The following is a 16,301-nucleotide window of genomic DNA, read 5'->3' as shown; positions in this document are numbered from 1 at the left end:
AGCGTCGTCCCCCGATTCGATAGTCGACGCGCGGTCAGTCCTCGTCGCCGAGGATGCCCGGTTCGGTCATCGCCATCGGGTCGAGTACCTCGTCGGCCTCCGCCTCGGTGAGGTGGCCCTCTTCGACGGCGACCTGCTTCACGGTCTTGTCCTCCGCGAGCGCCTGCTTCGCCACCTTCGACGCCCTGTCGTAGCCGATGGCCGGGTTCAGAGCCGTCGCCAGCGCCATCGAGCGCTCGACCTGCTCCTCACAGACCTCGCGGTCGGCTTCGAGTTTGGCGACGAACTTCTCGCCGAACGTCTCGGCGCTGTTGGCGAGCATCTCGGTGGATTCGAGGACGTTGTGCGCCAGCACCGGCTTGTAGAGGTTGAGGTCTATCTGGCCCTCCGCAGCGCCCGCACTGACGGCGGCGTCGTTGCCGACGACCTGCTTGTGGACCTGATTCACGGCTTCGGCGACGACGGGGTTGATCTTCCCCGGCATGATGGAACTGCCCGGCTGGTTCTCCGGCTGGTCGAGTTCACCGAGGCCGTTGCGCGGCCCAGACGCGAGCAGACGGAGGTCGTTGGCTATCTTGTTCATCGACCCGGCGACGACGCGCAACGCGCCGTGAGCCTCGCTCATGGCGTCGTGAGCGGCCTGTGCCTCGAAGTGGTTGTCGGCCTCGCGGAACGGCAAGCCGGTCTCCTCGGCGATGTACTCCGCGGCGAGGGCGGGGAACTCGGGGTCGGTGTTCAGCCCCGTCCCGACGGCCGTCCCGCCGAGGGCGAGTTCCGCGAGGTGGTCGGTGGTGTGGTGGACGCGCTCGATACCCTTCTCTATCTGTGCGCGATAGCCGCCGAACTCCTGCCCGAGACGGACGGGCGTGGCGTCCTGCAGGTGCGTGCGGCCGGTCTTGACGATACCGTCGAACGCCTGCTCTTTGGCGGCGAGTTCGTCACGGAGCGTTTCGAGCGCCGGAATCAGGTCCTTCTCGACGGCTTCGAGCGCCGAGACGTGCATCGCCGTGGGGATGACGTCGTTCGAGGACTGGCCGAAGTTGACGTGGTCGTTCGGGTGGACCTCCCGTGAGCCGATTTCGTGGCCGAGAATCTCGGCGGCGCGGTTGGCGATGACCTCGTTGGCGTTCATGTTCGAGGACGTCCCGGAACCGGTCTGGAACACGTCGACGGGGAACTGGTCGTCGTGGTCGCCCGCGATGACCTCGTCGGCGGCCTCGACGACGGCCATCCCCGCTTCCTCGTCGAGGTGACCGAGTTCGACGTTCGCCTGCGCCGCCCCCTTCTTGACGACGCCCAGTGCGCGGACGAACCGCCGGGAGAAGGTGATACCCGAGATGGGGAAGTTCTCGACGGCTCGCTGGGTCTGGGCACCCCAGTAGGCGTCGGCCGGGACCTGCATCTCACCGAGACTGTCGCGTTCCGTTCGGTACTCGTCGGTCATGGCTGGGCCGACGCCCGGCCTCGGCGTAAAACCCACCGAAACCCGCCGCCAGCGGCCGGACAATGTTCTTTCGGATGTGAGTAAACCTTTTCACTATACAGTCTAAGGAGGTACTATGAGTACGAGAGTAGGTGGCATGGACGCCGGGGCGACGACCACCGAGACCACCGTCGGTGTGGGTATCGAACTGACGGGGCTCTCGCTGGTTCGAGCGGGCGTCTCACGGGCACAGATGGCACTCCCGGAGGGGGCGACCGTCGTCGACGCCGTCGACCGACTCGCCGACAAACACGGCGACCCGGTTCGACCCGCGCTCCTCAGCGGTAGCCGACTCCGACAGGACACCGTCGCCCTCCGTCGGACCCGCGAGGGCTGGGAGCGGGTCCCCGGCAGCGAGGAACTCGCCCACGGCGACCGGATCCGATTCCAGGTCTCGAACTGAGTCCCCGACGACCGACCCGGTTCGCCCCTGCCCACCCGTCTCGTTCTCGCGGCAGTTCGACCCGCGTCTCGACGTGTCTCTTCGCGCTCGCTACTCGAGGCCGGCGAGTCGGTCCAGGGCGTAGACCATCCGGAGCATGCTCGCCGCACCGTCGCGCTCGAAGACGAGTTCGTCCGTCTCCAGCACGTGGTCGAGGACTACCTCCGAGGCGTGGTTCGGCGCGGCCGCGATGCCCGCGTCCTCGGCGGCGGCCCACTCCATGACCCGGAGGTCGGACTTCGAGTCACCCATCACGAGCGAGAACGGTTCTTCGATGTCGAGCACGTCGAGTGCGGCCTCGACGCCCGCGACCTTGTCGAGTTCGTAGCTCCCGAGTTCCGCGGCGTCGCCCTCGTAGTAGCCGACCTCCAGTCGTTCGAGTCGTTCCCGGACGTCGTCGGGCACCTCGGCGTCGGGAACGCCCGGACCGCGTTCGAGGATGCCACGGATCTCCGGGTCGGAGGCGGCGTAGTGGACGCGCACCTGCTCGCCCGTCGCGCCGTCGAGCGCGTCACCCAGCAGGTCCAGCAGGTAGACCAGCGCCTCGTCGATGACCTCGACGGCCCGGTCGCTCCCGGTCTGGAAGTTCGGTTTCAGTGTGACGGTGAACTCGTTGCCCTGCAGGTGGCAGTACTGGTGGACCCGTTCGGGGGCCTCGGGGAGGACCCGTGACCGAATCTCGTCGAACATCCCCCGGACCTCCGGGTCGAGGTCGTCGTAGAGCAACCGCTTGGTCTCCGACCCGTGGCCGGGCGTGAACACGCCGTTGCCCGCCTCGTAGACGATGGAGAAGCGCTCGGAGTGGACCAGTTCGTTGCCGAGGCCCTGGGTGATGAACCCCTTGACGTTCTCCAGGGTCTGTCCCGTACAGATGACGAGCGGCATCCCGTCCTCGTGCAGTTTCGTCAGCAGTGAGAGCGTCTCGCGGGGAATCTCGTTGTCGGTCCGCCCCGCAGACCGGAGCGTCTCGTCGACGTCGAGGACGAGGACGTTGACCGCGCGGTCGTACTTCCCGAGCAGGTCGAGGGCGGTGAACGCTTCCTCCCGGGAAGCGTTGGCGGCGATAGCGGCGAACGTCTCGCCGACGGGGAACGCGTCGCGGATGGCGGTCTTGCGACGGTCCAACTCGTCGCGGACCTCCTTCCACTGGTCGAGGGCGACCCGCGATCCGATGGCCGGGAACACGTCGGCGAGTTCCTGGTACTCCCTGAGCGTGTCGGCGTCGAACTCGTCGTACAGTCGATAGAGGGCGTCGTAGCGGTTCACGCTCCCTCCACGTCCGCCGGTCGTTCGACGTGAATCTCGTGGGCCTCGATGTCCTCGTAGGCCGCCATCCGGCCACCGACGCTCACCGGCCCCTCGTCGGTGTCGAGCGTGAGCGTCGCCACCTCGTCCGAGGACCCGAGACTCAACTCGGCGACGGACCCCGTGACGCGCCGCCGGGTTCCGTCGACCACGTCACGGCCGACGACGGTGACGGAGAACGACCCGTCGGCGTCGGCGATATCCTTCAGACACCGTCGAATCGACGCGTACCGCCGGGGGAACCCGCCAGCACCGCCGGCGACGAGCGACTCGCCGGTCGTCCAGAGGACCGTGTTGAAGAAGCCACCGACGAGAAAGCCCAGCGCCGAGCGGTTGAAGATGACGCCGTAGCGCTCGCTGCCGTCGGTCAGCGCGTCCTGCGTGGCGTACACCGAGCGCTCGCCGTCCGCGACGGCCATCACGGGCGTCGTGATGCCGCGTCTGGCCCGGACCTCGGTGGCGACGGCCTCGTAGTCGAACTCCTCGGGCGACGGAGCGTCGCTCGCGGGCGTGACGAGCAGTTCGACGGAGACGCCGCCGTCGACGGCCGCTCGGAGGTCCGTCTCGAACCGGTCGAGCAGGTCCGGCGTGAGCGAACACGCCAACTCGTACTCCGCACTCTCGAGGGCGGATTCGAGGTACCGAACGATGCTCGGTCGGGACTTGACGAGCGACACCGCCTCGGTCTCGCGGGCCGGCGCGGTGTAGCGGGCGGCGAGGTCAGTCACGAGTTCGTCGAGTGACTCCTGTACCGGGGGGAACACCGAGTCGGGGTCCAGTGCGACCACCCGCATCGGCCGGGACTCGCGCACTTCGACCATCCCGCGGTCGCTGAGTTTCCGGACGGTGTCGTAGACTCGTGGCTGCGGGATGTCGGTGTGGTCGGCGATCTCACTGGCCGTCAGGTCCCCGTGGTCGAGGACGGCCAGATACGCCTCGATTTCGTACTCGCCGAAGTCGAAGCGGTCACCCATCCGCTCCAGCGTCCGGCGAAGGTCGGTCGAACTCATGGATGGGCTTCAGTACCACTCGGCAAAGGGTTTACTCCGATTCGAGTGCAACACCGTTCGGAACCGAGTCAATCACCGGGTGCGGCCACGAGGTGGAGTCGATACTCGGGGCGGTTCGCCGCGAAGACCGAGGAGAACGCACGGCACGCACTGGCGTGGTGGCGTCGAGCCTATCGACCGAACAGCGAGGAGATGAATCCCGACGAACGGTTCGGCTCCTGAATCGCCGGTTCCTCTCGGGAGAGCGGTCTCTCGTCGAGGAACGGCGCGAACGCTTCGACGAGCGGTTTCGGGGACACCACCCCCCGCGCCTGGTCGTAGTCGACCAGACCGTGTTGGTCGAGTTTCGGCATGTGTCCCTGGTAGAGCGAGATGTAGACGCGTTTGCGGTCGTCCGACGACAGCGCGTCGGGGTCACAGTCGTTCTCGATGGCCGCTACGTGCTCGGCGAGCGTGCCGAGTTCGGTCGTCTCCTCGACGTCGAGGAGGTAGCGCATGACGGCGCGTCGCCGCGCGTTCGAGAGCAGGTGGTAGGCATCGTCGCGGTCGACGCTCTCGTAGTCGGTAGGCGTGGTAGCGGTCTCGGACGGGGTCTCCGTGAGTCGCTGTGAACTCATACACTACACCATGAAGGTCACCGGGATAAACCGGTGACTCCGTTGCCGAATCGCAACCGTTGCGCCCTGTTGCACCGAGTTCGTTCGAATCGTTCTCGGTTCAGGACTGTTCAAAACAGCAGTTCAACGGTGTTTCAGCGCCTGTCAGACGTTGGTCTGACGATAATCGGGGACGAGAGTAGCGCACCGATAACCGCCGCCGGAGTTTCGACGGCGACCACCGTGATAGGGGGACCCAAACCGAAGTCCACCATTCAGTATCGAACTCGACGGCTCGGGAACAGTGTTCTACTCATCGTCAGCGACGTGAAAATAAGCCACTGTCACGGTGCCACCCTCCGATTGTGCTCGGCGCTTCCGACACGTGGTTTCGGGTCGGTACTCGGGGGCGTGGAGTGAGACCACGCTATCGCACTCGCTTCGCTCGGTCGAACAGCGTGGTGCTACGCACCACTGGCTCGACGAGGCTCACGCCTCGTCGAACAGACTCTCACCCTCGACCATGTGCTCGGCGACGGTGTCCATGTCGAGCGTGACACCGAGACCGGGCTTCTCGGGAACCTCGATGTAGCCGTCCTCGATGACCGTCTCCTCGACGAGGTCCGCCCACCAGCCCAGCTGGTAGGAGTGGTACTCGACGGCGAGCGCGTTCGGGATGGCCGTCCCGACGTGGGCAGCGGCCATCGTCGCTACCGGCGAGGCGACGTTGTGCATCGCCACGGGGACGTAGTAGGTGTCGGCCACGTCGGCTATCTTCCGCGTCTCGCGCATCCCGCCGACCTTCGGGAGGTCGGGGGCGACGATGTCACACGCCTGCTCTTCGAGCAGCCGACGCTGACCGTGTTTCCGGTAGACGTTCTCGCCGACGGCGATGGGCGTCACCGTCGACTGGGTGACCTCGCGCTGGACGTCGTGGTTCTCGGGGGGAACCGGGTCTTCGAGCCACCAGACGTCGAACTCCTCCAGTTCGCGGGCGAGGCGCTTCGCCGAGCCACCGGAGAACGTCCAGTGGCAGTCGAACGCGACGTCCGCACGGTCACCGACGCGTTCGGTGACCGCCTCCACGATACGTGCCTTGTGCTCGATTTCGGGGTTCCGGAGGTGCCGGTTCGCACGGTCCTTCTCGTGGCCCGACGGGACGTCGAGGTCGAACTTGAGCGCGTCGTAGCCCAGCTCCTCGACGACGCGTTCGGCCTCGTCGGCACACGCCTCGGGGTCGGCCTCGTCGGCAGTGTGACAGTCACAGTAGACCCGCATCTCGTCGCGGTACTTCCCGCCGAGCAACTGGTAGGCGGGCACGTCGAGGAGTTTCCCCGCGAGGTCGTGGAGCGCGACTTCGATACCGGAGATGGCGGTGACGGTGACACCACCGATAGAGCCCTCGCCGGACATCTTCTGGACGAGGTGCTCGAACAGGCGGTCGATGTCGAGGGGGTTCTCCCCGACGACGAACGGTTTCATCCGCTCGACGAGTTCGGGGACGCCAGCGCCCCAGTACGCCTCGCCGGTCCCCGTGACGCCCGCGTCGGTGTAGACGCGGACGAGCGTCCACGGGAAGTTGCCGTCGACCATCGTCGTCTGGACGTCGGTGATCTCCACGTCGCGCGGCCCGCGGTCGTTCGAGAGACCCATCGACTCCGAGGAGAGGTCTCGCATCGTGTACTCCGCGTTCGGGTCGTGCAGCGACCCGTAGTCTCGACTCATGACGAGCTATTCACTCGGAACTTAGTAAAACGTTGTGAGCTACGAGCAGGTGACGGTGACTTCACGGGTCAACTCGACGCTGCCCGACTCCCCCGTCGCAACGACGACGAGTTCGACCGTCCGGGACTGCTCACCGTTTCCGGGGCAGGTCGCCGGGACGGTGACCGCCTCGCTGCCGCCCGACGGGAGCGAGAACGCCACCTCGAAGGGGGCCGCTCGTTCGCTCTCACCGACCTGCGGGAACCGTCCGTCACCGTCCACAGTCGGGTCGACGGTGACCGTCACGTCGAGGTCGAACCCGAACCGGTTCTGTACCTCGATGAGCGTCACGTCGGTCTCTCGAAGCCCCGACTCGTCGGTGGCACCGTTCTGGCCGTTCCCCCGTCCGTCTCCTGCCTGCCCACCGTTCCCGTTCTCCTTGCCGTTCTCGTCTCCGCTCTCCACCTCTCCGTCACCCTGTCCACCGCCGTTGCCCGACCCCTCACCGACGGAGTCGCCGTTCCCGTCGACCTTCTCGCCGCCCGTGACGAACACCTCCTCCGGGACGTCGACACCGAGGTACGCGCTCTCGTCGTCGACGATGGCGACGGTCATCCCCCGGTCTGCCGACACCGACGAGAACGCACCAGACCCCACCACGAGACAGGCCGCTGCGAGCACGAGCAGGACGTGATAGCCGCGGACGGTCATCGGTCCAACTCGGGGGGCGGTGTGGTCGTCGACCCGATACGAAGTCGTCGGTTGTAGAACGTGTGGACAGCAGCCGAGAGCAGGAACGAGGCGACGACGAACGTCAGCCACGAGAGGACGGGCAACAGACTCATCGGCGGGACGCCGACGAGACAGCCGACGAGGACGAGCGTGTTGACCCCCGCGAGACCGAGGTAGTACCTGCTCCACGGGATGTCCCGCCCGGGGACCACGTCCAGATACACCTCCAGGTCCGTCGCCGGTTCGGAGAGCGAGACGATACCACGTCGGTCGTCGTACTCGACGAACCCACAGTCGTCCATCTTCGGCAGGTGGAACTGGTGGAGCGCCGTCGAGACGCGGTTGCGCTCGGTGGAGGTGAGCGCGTTGACCTCCTTTCCACACTCCCAGGCCGCGACGTTGTCGACCAACTCACGGAGCGGTAGTTCGCCCGCCTCGGCGTGTTTCAGATAGTGATAGGCGTACCGCCGTCGCTGGTTCGAGAGAACGTCGAACACGTCGTCCTCCGACAACTCTCGCACTGTCCCCCCCCGCCGCACTGACCTCCGCGTTTGCCATGTCTCAGCTCCCTCCGAGTCGTGCTAATCGGTTGAGTATTCGGAGTTAGTTATACGGTCGTGAGCCAACAGAGTCCAGCATCAGTGAGTATCCGTGTACAATTTGTGCCTCGACAGGTCGGTGTTAGGACAGGTCCTACGTGACGACCACCAGTAAAGTCGGTCTTACAGTTCGCGTTGGCAGTCTATTGAGCCAACAGGTAGTCGCTGTTGAGGCCCCGCTCGACGTGTATTGGGCGTTCTGTACGTCGTATTGGAGAGTCCCGACAGTGTTTGTCACTCTATCCGCTGTATGTTCCTACTCGGGACCGGAAACACGTCGGAATCGAGGCGTGCCACGGACGGTGCGCCCTGAAGACCAATGGAACGACGCAGATTCCTACTCGGTGTTGGATCGCTCGCCGCCGCGGGGACGGCTGCAATGGGGACCGGTGCGTTCGAGGGCGCGTACATCAACGGCGACCGGTCGATGACCGTCGACCTCGAGAGCGACTCGGGCGCGTACCTGAGCCTGATTCCTACCAGCCCGTACGCGAGTGAAGAACCCGTGAGCGGCGGCTGGGAGGGCGGTCAGGGCGTCAGCCAACTCGCGGTGACGTTCGACCGCCTGAACCCGAACATGGACTCGCGGTTCGACGACGTGTTCCGGGTCCAGAACACGACCGGCGCGCCGGTGACGCTCACCATCGACGACTCGCCCGACTGGAACGGCGGCTACGAGGACACGCTCCAGATCTTCGCCCAGCCCTCCGGTGGCGGGAGTCCGACCCGACTCGACGACGGTGGGTCGGTCGAACTCGGACCGGGTGAGTACGTGGAGATCAACTTCGTCTTCCTCTTCGCTACCGGGCCGAACGACGGGAACCCGAACGGGTTCACCAAGCCCGACACGCTCACCATCACCGCCGACGGGACGGACTCGAACGCCTGACCGATCGAAACGAGGCCTCCGACCGTTCTGGTCTCGCCGTTCGTACCGCGGTAAGTCTCGGTGTACAGCGTGTGGAGAGTGTCTATTGAGTCGGCGGGGGCCGTCTCTTGCGTATCCCCGGAGTCCCTCTTGGCGTTGCGTCGCTGTGTATTCTGAATAGCATATGGTCGACAGGTGGTGGTGACGCGTGCCACGACGGCGCGCAGTGAAGACCGATGCAACGACGAAAATTCCTACTTGGTGCAGGATCGCTCGCTGCCGCGGGGGCAGCTGCAATGGGGACCGGTGCGTTCAACTTCGCAAACATCGAGCGTAACGCCGGTATCGCGGTTGTCGACGACACGAACGCGTTTCTCGCTTTGGACGCAACGAGTGCGTACGCAGACGATTCGAGCGGTCAACTCAAGCTGACGTTCAACGGGGACTCGACGGCCGACGGCGGTGGTATCAACGTCAACTCTGATTACTCGTTCACTGGCGTCTTCGAGATCACGAACGCCGGGGAGAACTCGGTGGGTGTGTGGATTGAGGATGACGAGTCGGACGGCACGAACAACGTCGAGTGGTACTCGGGCTCGGGGTTCTCGAACTCGATCGAAGGATCCGGAAACGCTACCGCCGTGGGCCCAGGTAGTAGTCTCAGCGTGAACGTGATAATATTCAACATGGGTGGTGATCTACCAGGGACCATCAATATCAAAGCTGACCAATCGCAGGGCTGATACGTGACTCCGGGCACACGGCCCGAAACCGTTCCTTCGGGACTGGAACCATCCGAATGAGAAACAGACGCCGCCAATGAACGTGCGATCGATCCTCTCCCGTTTAGCGATCGTTGCGACGATACTAGCGACAGTCTTGATCGTAACTGGCTCACTCCTCGGACAGCCGTTTTTCCTGGGGTATGTAGAGACCGGCAGCATGAAACCGACGATGAGTCCGGGTGACGGATTCGTATCGGTTCCTAGTAGCGTGGCAGGGAGTGTGAGAGAGGGGGATGTGGTCGTGTTCAAACCAGAGGAGATCAACGGCGCGGAGATAACCACCCACCGCATCGTCGGTGAGACCGACCGCGGCTACATCACGCAGGGGGACGCGAACCCGTTCACCGACCAATCGGACCGCGAACCCCCGGTCAAGGACGCCCAGATCGTCGCCAAAGCCCTGCAGATAAACGGCAACGTCGTCGTCATCCCCCACCTCGGGACCGCAGTCGAGGGCATCCAGAGTGTCCTCCGGACGGTCCAGGGGACGCTCGCCAGCCTCCTCGGTACCGGGTCCGTACTGGGAACACAGGGGCTCGCGTACCTGTTCTTCGCGGGCGCGCTCCTGTTCTACGCGTTCGACTGGTACCGCGAGGGAGCGACCCGCGAGCGCGCGAAGCGTATCACCAAGCGCGACACCGGCGTCTCGATGCGTCTCGTGCTCGTCGGGTTCGCCACGCTCCTCGTCGTCGGCGCGACGGCGGCGATGGTCGCACCGAGTGGCACACAGCAGTACGGCGTCGTCAGCGCGGAGTTCGAGTCCGAACGGCCCAACGTCGTCCCGATGGGCGAGTCGAAGACCCACAGCTACGAGGTGTTCAACGGCGGCCTCGTCCCACAGCAGGTGTACGTCGAACCCGCCAGCGAGGGTATCGCGGTGAGTCAGCAGCGACTCTACGTCGGCGGCGGTCAGACCGTCGGCACGGCGGTCACCCTCTTCGCCCCACCGGAGACCGGCTACTACCGGCGGTATCTCGTCGAGCACCGCTACCTCGCCGTCCTGCCGGGGGGTGTCGTCGACTCGCTCTACCGGGTCCACCCGTGGGCACCCATCGTCGCCATCGACGCGCTGCTCGCCGGTGGGTTCCTCGCGCTGACGCTCCCGTTCGCGCCCGGCGGACGCATCCGGAAGCGAACGCGAAACACGGGGGGACTTCTCGGCACGGTGACACGGCGGTTCAAGCGGTTGGTCGGTTGATAAATCGGTCGGTAACTAATCTCACATTCTCGAACGCTACCTCAGATGTCGGACTGGACACTTCGTCTCAGACAGGCGGTGATGGACAACGCGGCGCTCGTCGCCGGGATACTCGTGGTCGTCGTCGTGCTTGGTGGCTGGTTGACCTACACGGGGTACGCAGCACCGGCGACCGACACTCGGGAGGTCGTCGCCTCCTCGTGGGAGGAGCGAGGCGGCTACAGTCACTCGGCGGTCGTCGTCGAACCGAACCCGGTCTACGAGACGGGGACGACGCTCCACAACCGCTCGACGTACTTCAGCAGTATCGCGCCGTGGCTCAACGGAACGTTCAGCTACGGCTACACGGGGTCGGAGGGGAACATGACGGTGAGCGTCGAGTCGATGCTCGTCGTCAGAGCGGTCGAGGAGTCCCGGAGCGGGAACGAGACGGTGCTCTGGCAGCGGACCACGCAACTGAGCGACCCGGCCGTCGAACGCGTGGACGCGGGCGAGCGAGTCACGGTCCCGTTCGCGGTGAACGTGAGCGCGGTGTCGAACCGGACCGAGATGATCGAAGACCGACTCGGGGGAAGCGTCGGACAGTCGGAGGTGCTCGTCCGGACCGTCGTGAGTCGGACCGGGACGGTCGACGGCCAGCAGGTCGACCGAACGCGGACCTACGACCTGCCCGTCGAACTCGGGACGGCGTACCGCGTCGGCAACGTCTCGAACGGCGTCGAACGCCACGACCGGATGGAGACGACCGTGGTCCGGACCGCTCGCAGTCCGCTACTCACCCTCGGTGGGCCGATGCTCACGATGGGCGGACTGCTCCTGTTGGGGGCGGTACTCGTCGGGACGAGGCGGGAGGGGGTACGGCTGAGCGACGACGAACGTGAACGACTTCGCCACCAGGGTGACCGAGCGGAGTTCGACGAGTGGATCACGACGATTCGCCTGCCGGAGTCGGTTCGAGCACGCGAGCGTGCGCACGCCGCCTCGCTCGCGGACCTGGTGGACTTCGCCATCGACTCGAAGACCGGCGTCGTCGAGTCACCCGACGACGGCAGTTACTACGTCGTCACGCCGGACCTGCTGTACGTCTACGACCCGCCCGCGGACGCGACGTCGGCCCACGGCGACGACACCCCCGGCCGGAACGACCGGCCAGCGAGCGACGACGAGTAGTCGTCGCCTCCCCGCGAGCGGCGAATCGTGGTTCCGTCCCCGACACGAAGGCTTAACTCGGAAGCGAATCAGCTTTTCACACGGTAGAACTCCGCATGGACGCGATAGCGACACACCGGGACGGCGACGGTCACGGCCTTCGACGTGTCGAGCGGCCACGCCCCGTCACCGAACCGGCCGAGTCGTCCGTCGGGTCGGTCGACTCGAACGCCTCGCACTCGGGGCCGGTCGTCGAGACGCTCGGCGTGGTTCCGCCCGACGACGGCGGGTACGCCGGCCGCGACGACGATTCGACTATCAAGACGGCCATCGAACTCAGCACGCTATGAAGAACGTAGACGACCTCATCGAGAACGCGACGGCACTGGCACAGAAAGGACTCTCGAAGGGCGAGATCGCCGACGAGTTGAACGTCTCCCGTGAGACGGCCCGATGGCTCGTCGAGCGTGGCGACACCTCAACCGGCGGTACGGCCGACGACGTACCGCGGGAACCGACCGACGTACACGTCGACTGGTCGGCCGTCGGCACCGACAGCGACCGACTGGAGTTCGTCGGCAGGGCCATCTCGGACATGGTCCAGGACCGGAGCGGCGTCCCGGAGGTCACCATCGGTGTCGAGAAGGCGGGCGTTCCGCTGGCGACCGTCGTCTCGCGAGACCTCGAATCGGACCTCGCAACCTACACCCCGCGAAAGCACCAGTGGGACGAGGGCGACATCGAGGACCTCGGCGGCAGTTTCTCGCGGAACTTCGCGCCCGTCGAGGGGAGGGACTGCATCGTCGTCGACGACACCGTCACCAGCGGGACGACGCTCACCGAGACCATCTCCGCCGTCGAGGAACGCGGCGGGAATCCCGTGGCCTGTGCCGTCCTCGTCGACAAGCAGGGTGTCGACGAGGTCGAAGGCGTCCCGGTCTACTCGCTGATTCAGGTCATCCGGGTCTGAGACGCCGCTCGGTACCGCTCGCCTTCGGTATCGGGTCGCTCCTCGTGGACGACGCCTCCCCGTCCGGCGTCCCGAAAAATATTCTTCGGAATGTAGTTAATGGAGCTAATAATTAAGTGGGAGGCGCTGTACTGCACGAACAACCTTCACAAGGGGAAACACAATGGCAAAGCAGCACACAGACGACGGAGTCTCACGACGGCGCGTGTTGGCGGGTGCGGGCGCTGCAGGTATCGCCGGTCTCGCCGGCTGTCTCGGGGGAGACGGCGGCGACGGGAACGGAAGCGGGAACGGCAGTGGCGACGGCTCGGGCGGCGGTGGGAGCATGGAACAGCTCGAACTGCTCCACGCCTGGTCGTCCGGTGACGGGAGCGCCGCCATCGAGGCGCTCATCGGCGGCTTCCAGGAGGCTCACCCGGACGTCGAGTTCGCCGAGGAGCCGGTCAACGGGGCCGCCCGTGGCAACCTCGACCAGGTCGTCTCGAACCGTCTCCAGAGCAACGAGCCACCCAGCACGTTCCAGACGTGGCCGGGCAAGACCCTGGAGAAGTTCGGGGAGGCCTACGAGAGCATCGACGGCGACGTCTGGACCGACGACCTGAAGAACAACTATCTGGAGGGGCCACGGACCCAGGCGCAGTTGAACGGCGAGTTCGTGACGGTGCCGCTCAACATCCACCGCATCAACAACCTGTTCTACAACGTCGAGGTCGTCGAGCAGGCGGGCGTCGATCCGACGTCGCTCTCCTCGCCGGCCGACGTGGTCAGCGCGTGTGAGACCATCGCCAGCGAGACGGACGCCGTCCCGTTCGCCCAGCAGACCAGCGGCGCGTGGTCGACGGTCCAGCTCTGGGAGACGATCCTCCTCGGGCAGGCCGGCATCGACGGCTACGAGGCGTTCACCAACGGCGAGGGCGACCAGCAGCAGGTTCAGTCCGCTCTGGAGAACGTCGTCGAGCTCGAACAGTACTACCCCGGCGACTCCTCTTCGATCAGCTTCACCGAGGCGAACACGATGGTGATGGAGGGCGACGCCGCGTTCATCCACCAGGGTGACTGGGCGGCCGGTGCCTACCGCAGCAGCGAGAGCTTCAACTACGGCGAGCAGTGGAACCAGGTCACCTACCCCGGCACGGAGGGGAGCTACCAGCTGAACATGGACTCGTTCCCGTACTTCGCCAACAACCCGTCGCCCGAGGCGACGAAGACGTTCCTCAGCTACTGTGGCTCCACGGAGGGACAGGTCCTGTTCAACGCCGAGAAGGGGTCGATTCCCCCCCCGTGGGGACGCCGACGTCTCCGAACTCAGCCAGTTCCAGCAGGACCAGTACGACGACTTCAACAACGCGGACAACCAGCCACCGTCCATCCAGCACGGGCTGGCCGTCGCACCGCCGATTCAGACCAACATCGGGTCGGCGTTCAGCGGCTTCCTGGAGAACTACGACGCGGCGACGACCGCCGAACAACTCGTCGGCGCGTTCCAGTAACGCCGTCACACTCCGTCTCGCATGCGAAACCCACTATCCATCATCAGACGCCGCTGGTCCGACAGCGACGACGTTCGGACGGACGGCGGGACGGCCGCCGAGCGGACGCCGTTCCTCCAGCGCGAGTCGGTCCGGTCGGCACCGTTCTGGCTGCCGCCGTTCCTGCTCGTCGCCCTGTTCGTCTACGGGGCCATCCTCTGGAACATCGTCCTGTCGCTGACGGACTTCACCGGACTCGGGGAGCCGGACTACACCAACCTCGACTTCGAGAACTACGTCGTCGCGTTCACGGGCGGGACCCCCAGTTGGTCGGACCTCTCGGTCGAACCCATCTGGAACTCGCTGGGCAACACCGTCGCGCTGATGGTCGGGTTCACGGTGTTCTGTCTCGTCCTCGGTCTCCTGCTGGCGATTCTCGTCGACCAGGAGATCCGCTTCGAGAACACCTTCCGGACCGTCTACCTGCTCCCGATGAGCCTCTCGTTCGTCGTCACGGCGAAGTTCTGGCTCTACATGTACAACGTCGAGACCGGACTCGTCAACATCGTCATCACGTCGCTCGGGTTCGGGCCGGTCGAGATCGTCCAGAACCCCGACCTGAAACTGGCGGCGGTCGCGTTCGCGCTCGTCTGGCAGTTCAGCGGCTACGCGATGATCGTCTACCTCGCGGGGCTGCGGGCGATTCCGACGAGCCACTTCGAGGCCGCCCGTGTCGACGGTGCGAGCACCTACCGGCTGTACCGCCGGGTCGTCCTGCCGCAGTTGCGGACCGCGACGGTGAGTGCGCTCGTCGTGCTCACGGTGTTCGCGCTGAAGGCGTTCGACTTCCTGTTCTCGATGTACAGCGGCTACCAGCCCGGTCCCTCGGCGGATATCCTCGCCACCCGGATGGTGCGTGAGGCGTACGCCAACAGCAACTGGGCGTACGGCTCCGCCATCGCCGTCGTGCTGTTCGTGATGGCGCTGTTCATCGTCGCACCGTACATCTACTCGCAGTACCGGCGGGGGGCGCTATGAGCCAGCAGGTCGCCACGGAGGGCACCACCGACGAGACCGACCGAGAGACGGGACTGCTCGGCGGCTACGGTCTCCGACGGGTCGTGCTGTACGCCATCCTGCTCGCCATGGGCGTGTTCTACCTCGTGCCCATCGAGACGGGAGTGATGACGGCGTTCACCGACCCGGCCAGCTACACCGGTCGAGCACCGTTCCTGCCGCCGCTCGAACCGCTCGTCGCCAACTCCGGCGAGTTCTCGATTCAGCCGTGGCAGAACGCCGTCTCGGGGCTGAGTCAAGGACTGCTCAACAGCATGATCCTCGTGATTCCGGCGACGGTCCTCTCGGGCCTGCTCGGGAGCATGGCCGCCTACGGCCTGACGAACGTCCACTGGCGCGGCCAGTTGGCCATCTACATGCTGTTCGTCGCGGGGATCTTCATCCCGTACCAGGCCGTGCTCGTCCCGTTGACGCAGTTCTGGTACAACGTCGTCCCGCTGCGGACGATGTTCGAACCGGTCGGGATGGCGCTGCCCATCATCGAACCGTATCACTGGAAGCTCGTGGCGCTCATCGTCACGCACGTCGCCTACGGCCTGCCCATCTGCACGCTGCTGTTCCGAGCGCACTACAAGAAGCTCTCGGACGAGATGCTCGAAGCGGCGCGACTCGACGGCGCGTCGGTGACGCGAATCTACCGACGTATCGTCCTGCCGCTGTCGATTCCGATGTTCGCGGTCGTGTTCATCTACCAGTTCACACAGATCTGGAACGACCTCCTGTTCGCGCTCACCATCGTCCAGTTCGGTGACGCGGCGGTCGTCACGCAGGAACTGGTCGGCATCGGCGTCTCACAGTCGGGGACGAACTTCCCGTTGCGGATGGCCGCGGCGCTCGTCGCGGCGTTGCCGACGCTGGTCGTCTACGTCTTCTTCGGCGACAAGTTCGCACGCGGGGTGGCCGCATAGGATGAC

Annotated in this window: 17 protein-coding genes and 1 pseudogene; 11 read left to right on the top strand and 7 right to left on the bottom strand. The window is 65.5% G+C overall.

Going from position 1 to position 16,301, the window contains the following annotated elements; genetic code table 11:
• Window positions 1-34: 34 nt before the first annotated feature.
• Window positions 35-1,444: a class II fumarate hydratase gene (locus GQS65_RS03445; RefSeq protein ID WP_158203277.1), complete on the bottom strand. Its 1,410-nt coding sequence runs from the start codon at window positions 1,442-1,444 to the stop codon at window positions 35-37.
• Window positions 1,445-1,559: 115 nt separating this feature from the next.
• Between GQS65_RS03445 and GQS65_RS03440 the strand changes: the two genes are divergently transcribed.
• Window positions 1,560-1,886: a hypothetical protein gene (locus tag GQS65_RS03440; RefSeq protein ID WP_158203276.1), complete on the top strand. Its 327-nt coding sequence runs from the start codon at window positions 1,560-1,562 to the stop codon at window positions 1,884-1,886.
• A gap of 90 nt (window positions 1,887-1,976) precedes the next feature.
• Here GQS65_RS03440 and GQS65_RS03435 read toward each other — a convergent pair whose 3' ends face one another.
• The 6 genes from GQS65_RS03435 to GQS65_RS03410 form a co-directional block, all read right to left on the bottom strand.
• On the bottom strand, window positions 1,977-3,191 hold the full coding sequence (locus GQS65_RS03435; RefSeq protein WP_368279791.1) for an HAD hydrolase family protein: 1,215 nt from the start codon (window positions 3,189-3,191) through the stop codon (window positions 1,977-1,979).
• Window positions 3,188-4,240 (bottom strand): HTH-type sugar sensing transcriptional regulator TrmB, encoded by a 1,053-nt coding sequence (trmB, locus tag GQS65_RS03430; RefSeq protein ID WP_158203275.1) that lies wholly within the window; start codon window positions 4,238-4,240, stop codon window positions 3,188-3,190. Before trmB ends, GQS65_RS03435 begins: the two co-directional genes overlap by 4 nt.
• Before the next feature lie 170 nt (window positions 4,241-4,410).
• Entirely contained in the window at window positions 4,411-4,857 is a 447-nt protein-coding gene (locus GQS65_RS03425; RefSeq protein WP_158203274.1) for a DUF7344 domain-containing protein, read from the bottom strand.
• Window positions 4,858-5,325: 468 nt separating this feature from the next.
• Entirely contained in the window at window positions 5,326-6,561 is a 1,236-nt protein-coding gene (locus GQS65_RS03420; protein ID WP_158203273.1) for a mandelate racemase/muconate lactonizing enzyme family protein, read from the bottom strand.
• A 39-nt stretch (window positions 6,562-6,600) separates the two neighbouring features.
• Entirely contained in the window at window positions 6,601-7,251 is a 651-nt protein-coding gene (locus tag GQS65_RS03415) for a hypothetical protein (protein WP_158203272.1), read from the bottom strand.
• On the bottom strand, window positions 7,248-7,793 hold the full coding sequence (locus GQS65_RS03410; protein WP_368279789.1) for a DUF7344 domain-containing protein: 546 nt from the start codon (window positions 7,791-7,793) through the stop codon (window positions 7,248-7,250). Before GQS65_RS03410 ends, GQS65_RS03415 begins: the two co-directional genes overlap by 4 nt.
• A gap of 397 nt (window positions 7,794-8,190) precedes the next feature.
• Here GQS65_RS03410 and GQS65_RS03405 point away from each other — a divergent pair, with 397 nt between their 5' ends.
• From GQS65_RS03405 to GQS65_RS03365, 10 genes and pseudogenes are all read left to right on the top strand, one after another.
• Window positions 8,191-8,760 (top strand): hypothetical protein, encoded by a 570-nt coding sequence (locus GQS65_RS03405; RefSeq protein WP_158203271.1) that lies wholly within the window; start codon window positions 8,191-8,193, stop codon window positions 8,758-8,760.
• Window positions 8,761-8,975: 215 nt separating this feature from the next.
• Window positions 8,976-9,482, top strand: a complete 507-nt coding sequence (locus GQS65_RS03400; protein ID WP_158203270.1) for a DUF1102 domain-containing protein — start codon at window positions 8,976-8,978, stop codon at window positions 9,480-9,482.
• A gap of 76 nt (window positions 9,483-9,558) precedes the next feature.
• Window positions 9,559-10,722 carry a signal peptidase I gene (locus GQS65_RS03395; protein WP_158203269.1) on the top strand — a complete coding sequence of 388 codons (1,164 nt, stop codon included), beginning with the start codon at window positions 9,559-9,561 and terminating at the stop codon, window positions 10,720-10,722.
• Window positions 10,723-10,767: 45 nt separating this feature from the next.
• On the top strand, window positions 10,768-11,892 hold the full coding sequence (locus GQS65_RS03390) for a DUF5305 domain-containing protein (protein WP_158203268.1): 1,125 nt from the start codon (window positions 10,768-10,770) through the stop codon (window positions 11,890-11,892).
• Window positions 11,893-11,987: 95 nt separating this feature from the next.
• Window positions 11,988-12,221, top strand: a complete 234-nt coding sequence (locus GQS65_RS03385; protein ID WP_158203267.1) for a hypothetical protein — start codon at window positions 11,988-11,990, stop codon at window positions 12,219-12,221.
• The gene (gene gfcR / locus GQS65_RS03380) at window positions 12,218-12,841 is read left to right on the top strand and encodes a transcriptional regulator GfcR (RefSeq protein ID WP_158203266.1); all 624 of its coding nucleotides are present in this window, start codon (window positions 12,218-12,220) and stop codon (window positions 12,839-12,841) included. Before GQS65_RS03385 ends, gfcR begins: the two co-directional genes overlap by 4 nt.
• Before the next feature lie 163 nt (window positions 12,842-13,004).
• A pseudogene (locus GQS65_RS03375) lies at window positions 13,005-14,060 on the top strand (ABC transporter substrate-binding protein); the annotation flags it as partial.
• Window positions 14,061-14,064: 4 nt separating this feature from the next.
• Entirely contained in the window at window positions 14,065-14,331 is a 267-nt protein-coding gene (locus GQS65_RS21565) for a hypothetical protein (RefSeq protein ID WP_233265007.1), read from the top strand.
• A 21-nt stretch (window positions 14,332-14,352) separates the two neighbouring features.
• Window positions 14,353-15,348 carry a carbohydrate ABC transporter permease gene (locus tag GQS65_RS03370; RefSeq protein ID WP_158203265.1) on the top strand — a complete coding sequence of 332 codons (996 nt, stop codon included), beginning with the start codon at window positions 14,353-14,355 and terminating at the stop codon, window positions 15,346-15,348.
• Window positions 15,345-16,295, top strand: coding sequence for a carbohydrate ABC transporter permease (locus GQS65_RS03365; RefSeq protein WP_158203264.1), 951 nt, complete (start codon window positions 15,345-15,347; stop codon window positions 16,293-16,295). Before GQS65_RS03370 ends, GQS65_RS03365 begins: the two co-directional genes overlap by 4 nt.
• Window positions 16,296-16,301 lie beyond the last annotated feature (6 nt).

The sequence above is a fragment of the Halomarina oriensis genome, assembly GCF_009791395.1.
GTDB classification, from domain to species: Archaea; Halobacteriota; Halobacteria; order Halobacteriales; family Haloarculaceae; genus Halomarina; species Halomarina oriensis.
This window is presented reverse-complemented; position numbering and strand designations above follow the sequence as displayed.

Coding starts and splice junctions, on each gene's coding strand:
- GQS65_RS03395 (WP_158203269.1), top strand. CDS start 9,559: ATGAACGTGCGATCGATCCTCTCCCGTTTAGCGATCGTTGCGACGATA.
- GQS65_RS03385 (WP_158203267.1), top strand. CDS start 11,988: ATGGACGCGATAGCGACACACCGGGACGGCGACGGTCACGGCCTTCGA.
- GQS65_RS03440 (WP_158203276.1), top strand. CDS start 1,560: ATGAGTACGAGAGTAGGTGGCATGGACGCCGGGGCGACGACCACCGAG.
- GQS65_RS03365 (WP_158203264.1), top strand. CDS start 15,345: ATGAGCCAGCAGGTCGCCACGGAGGGCACCACCGACGAGACCGACCGA.
- GQS65_RS03415 (WP_158203272.1), bottom strand. CDS start 7,251: ATGACCGTCCGCGGCTATCACGTCCTGCTCGTGCTCGCAGCGGCCTGT.
- trmB (WP_158203275.1), bottom strand. CDS start 4,240: ATGAGTTCGACCGACCTTCGCCGGACGCTGGAGCGGATGGGTGACCGC.
- GQS65_RS03445 (WP_158203277.1), bottom strand. CDS start 1,444: ATGACCGACGAGTACCGAACGGAACGCGACAGTCTCGGTGAGATGCAG.
- GQS65_RS03370 (WP_158203265.1), top strand. CDS start 14,353: ATGCGAAACCCACTATCCATCATCAGACGCCGCTGGTCCGACAGCGAC.
- GQS65_RS03420 (WP_158203273.1), bottom strand. CDS start 6,561: ATGAGTCGAGACTACGGGTCGCTGCACGACCCGAACGCGGAGTACACG.
- GQS65_RS03400 (WP_158203270.1), top strand. CDS start 8,976: ATGCAACGACGAAAATTCCTACTTGGTGCAGGATCGCTCGCTGCCGCG.
- GQS65_RS03425 (WP_158203274.1), bottom strand. CDS start 4,857: ATGAGTTCACAGCGACTCACGGAGACCCCGTCCGAGACCGCTACCACG.
- GQS65_RS03405 (WP_158203271.1), top strand. CDS start 8,191: ATGGAACGACGCAGATTCCTACTCGGTGTTGGATCGCTCGCCGCCGCG.
- GQS65_RS03390 (WP_158203268.1), top strand. CDS start 10,768: ATGTCGGACTGGACACTTCGTCTCAGACAGGCGGTGATGGACAACGCG.
- gfcR (WP_158203266.1), top strand. CDS start 12,218: ATGAAGAACGTAGACGACCTCATCGAGAACGCGACGGCACTGGCACAG.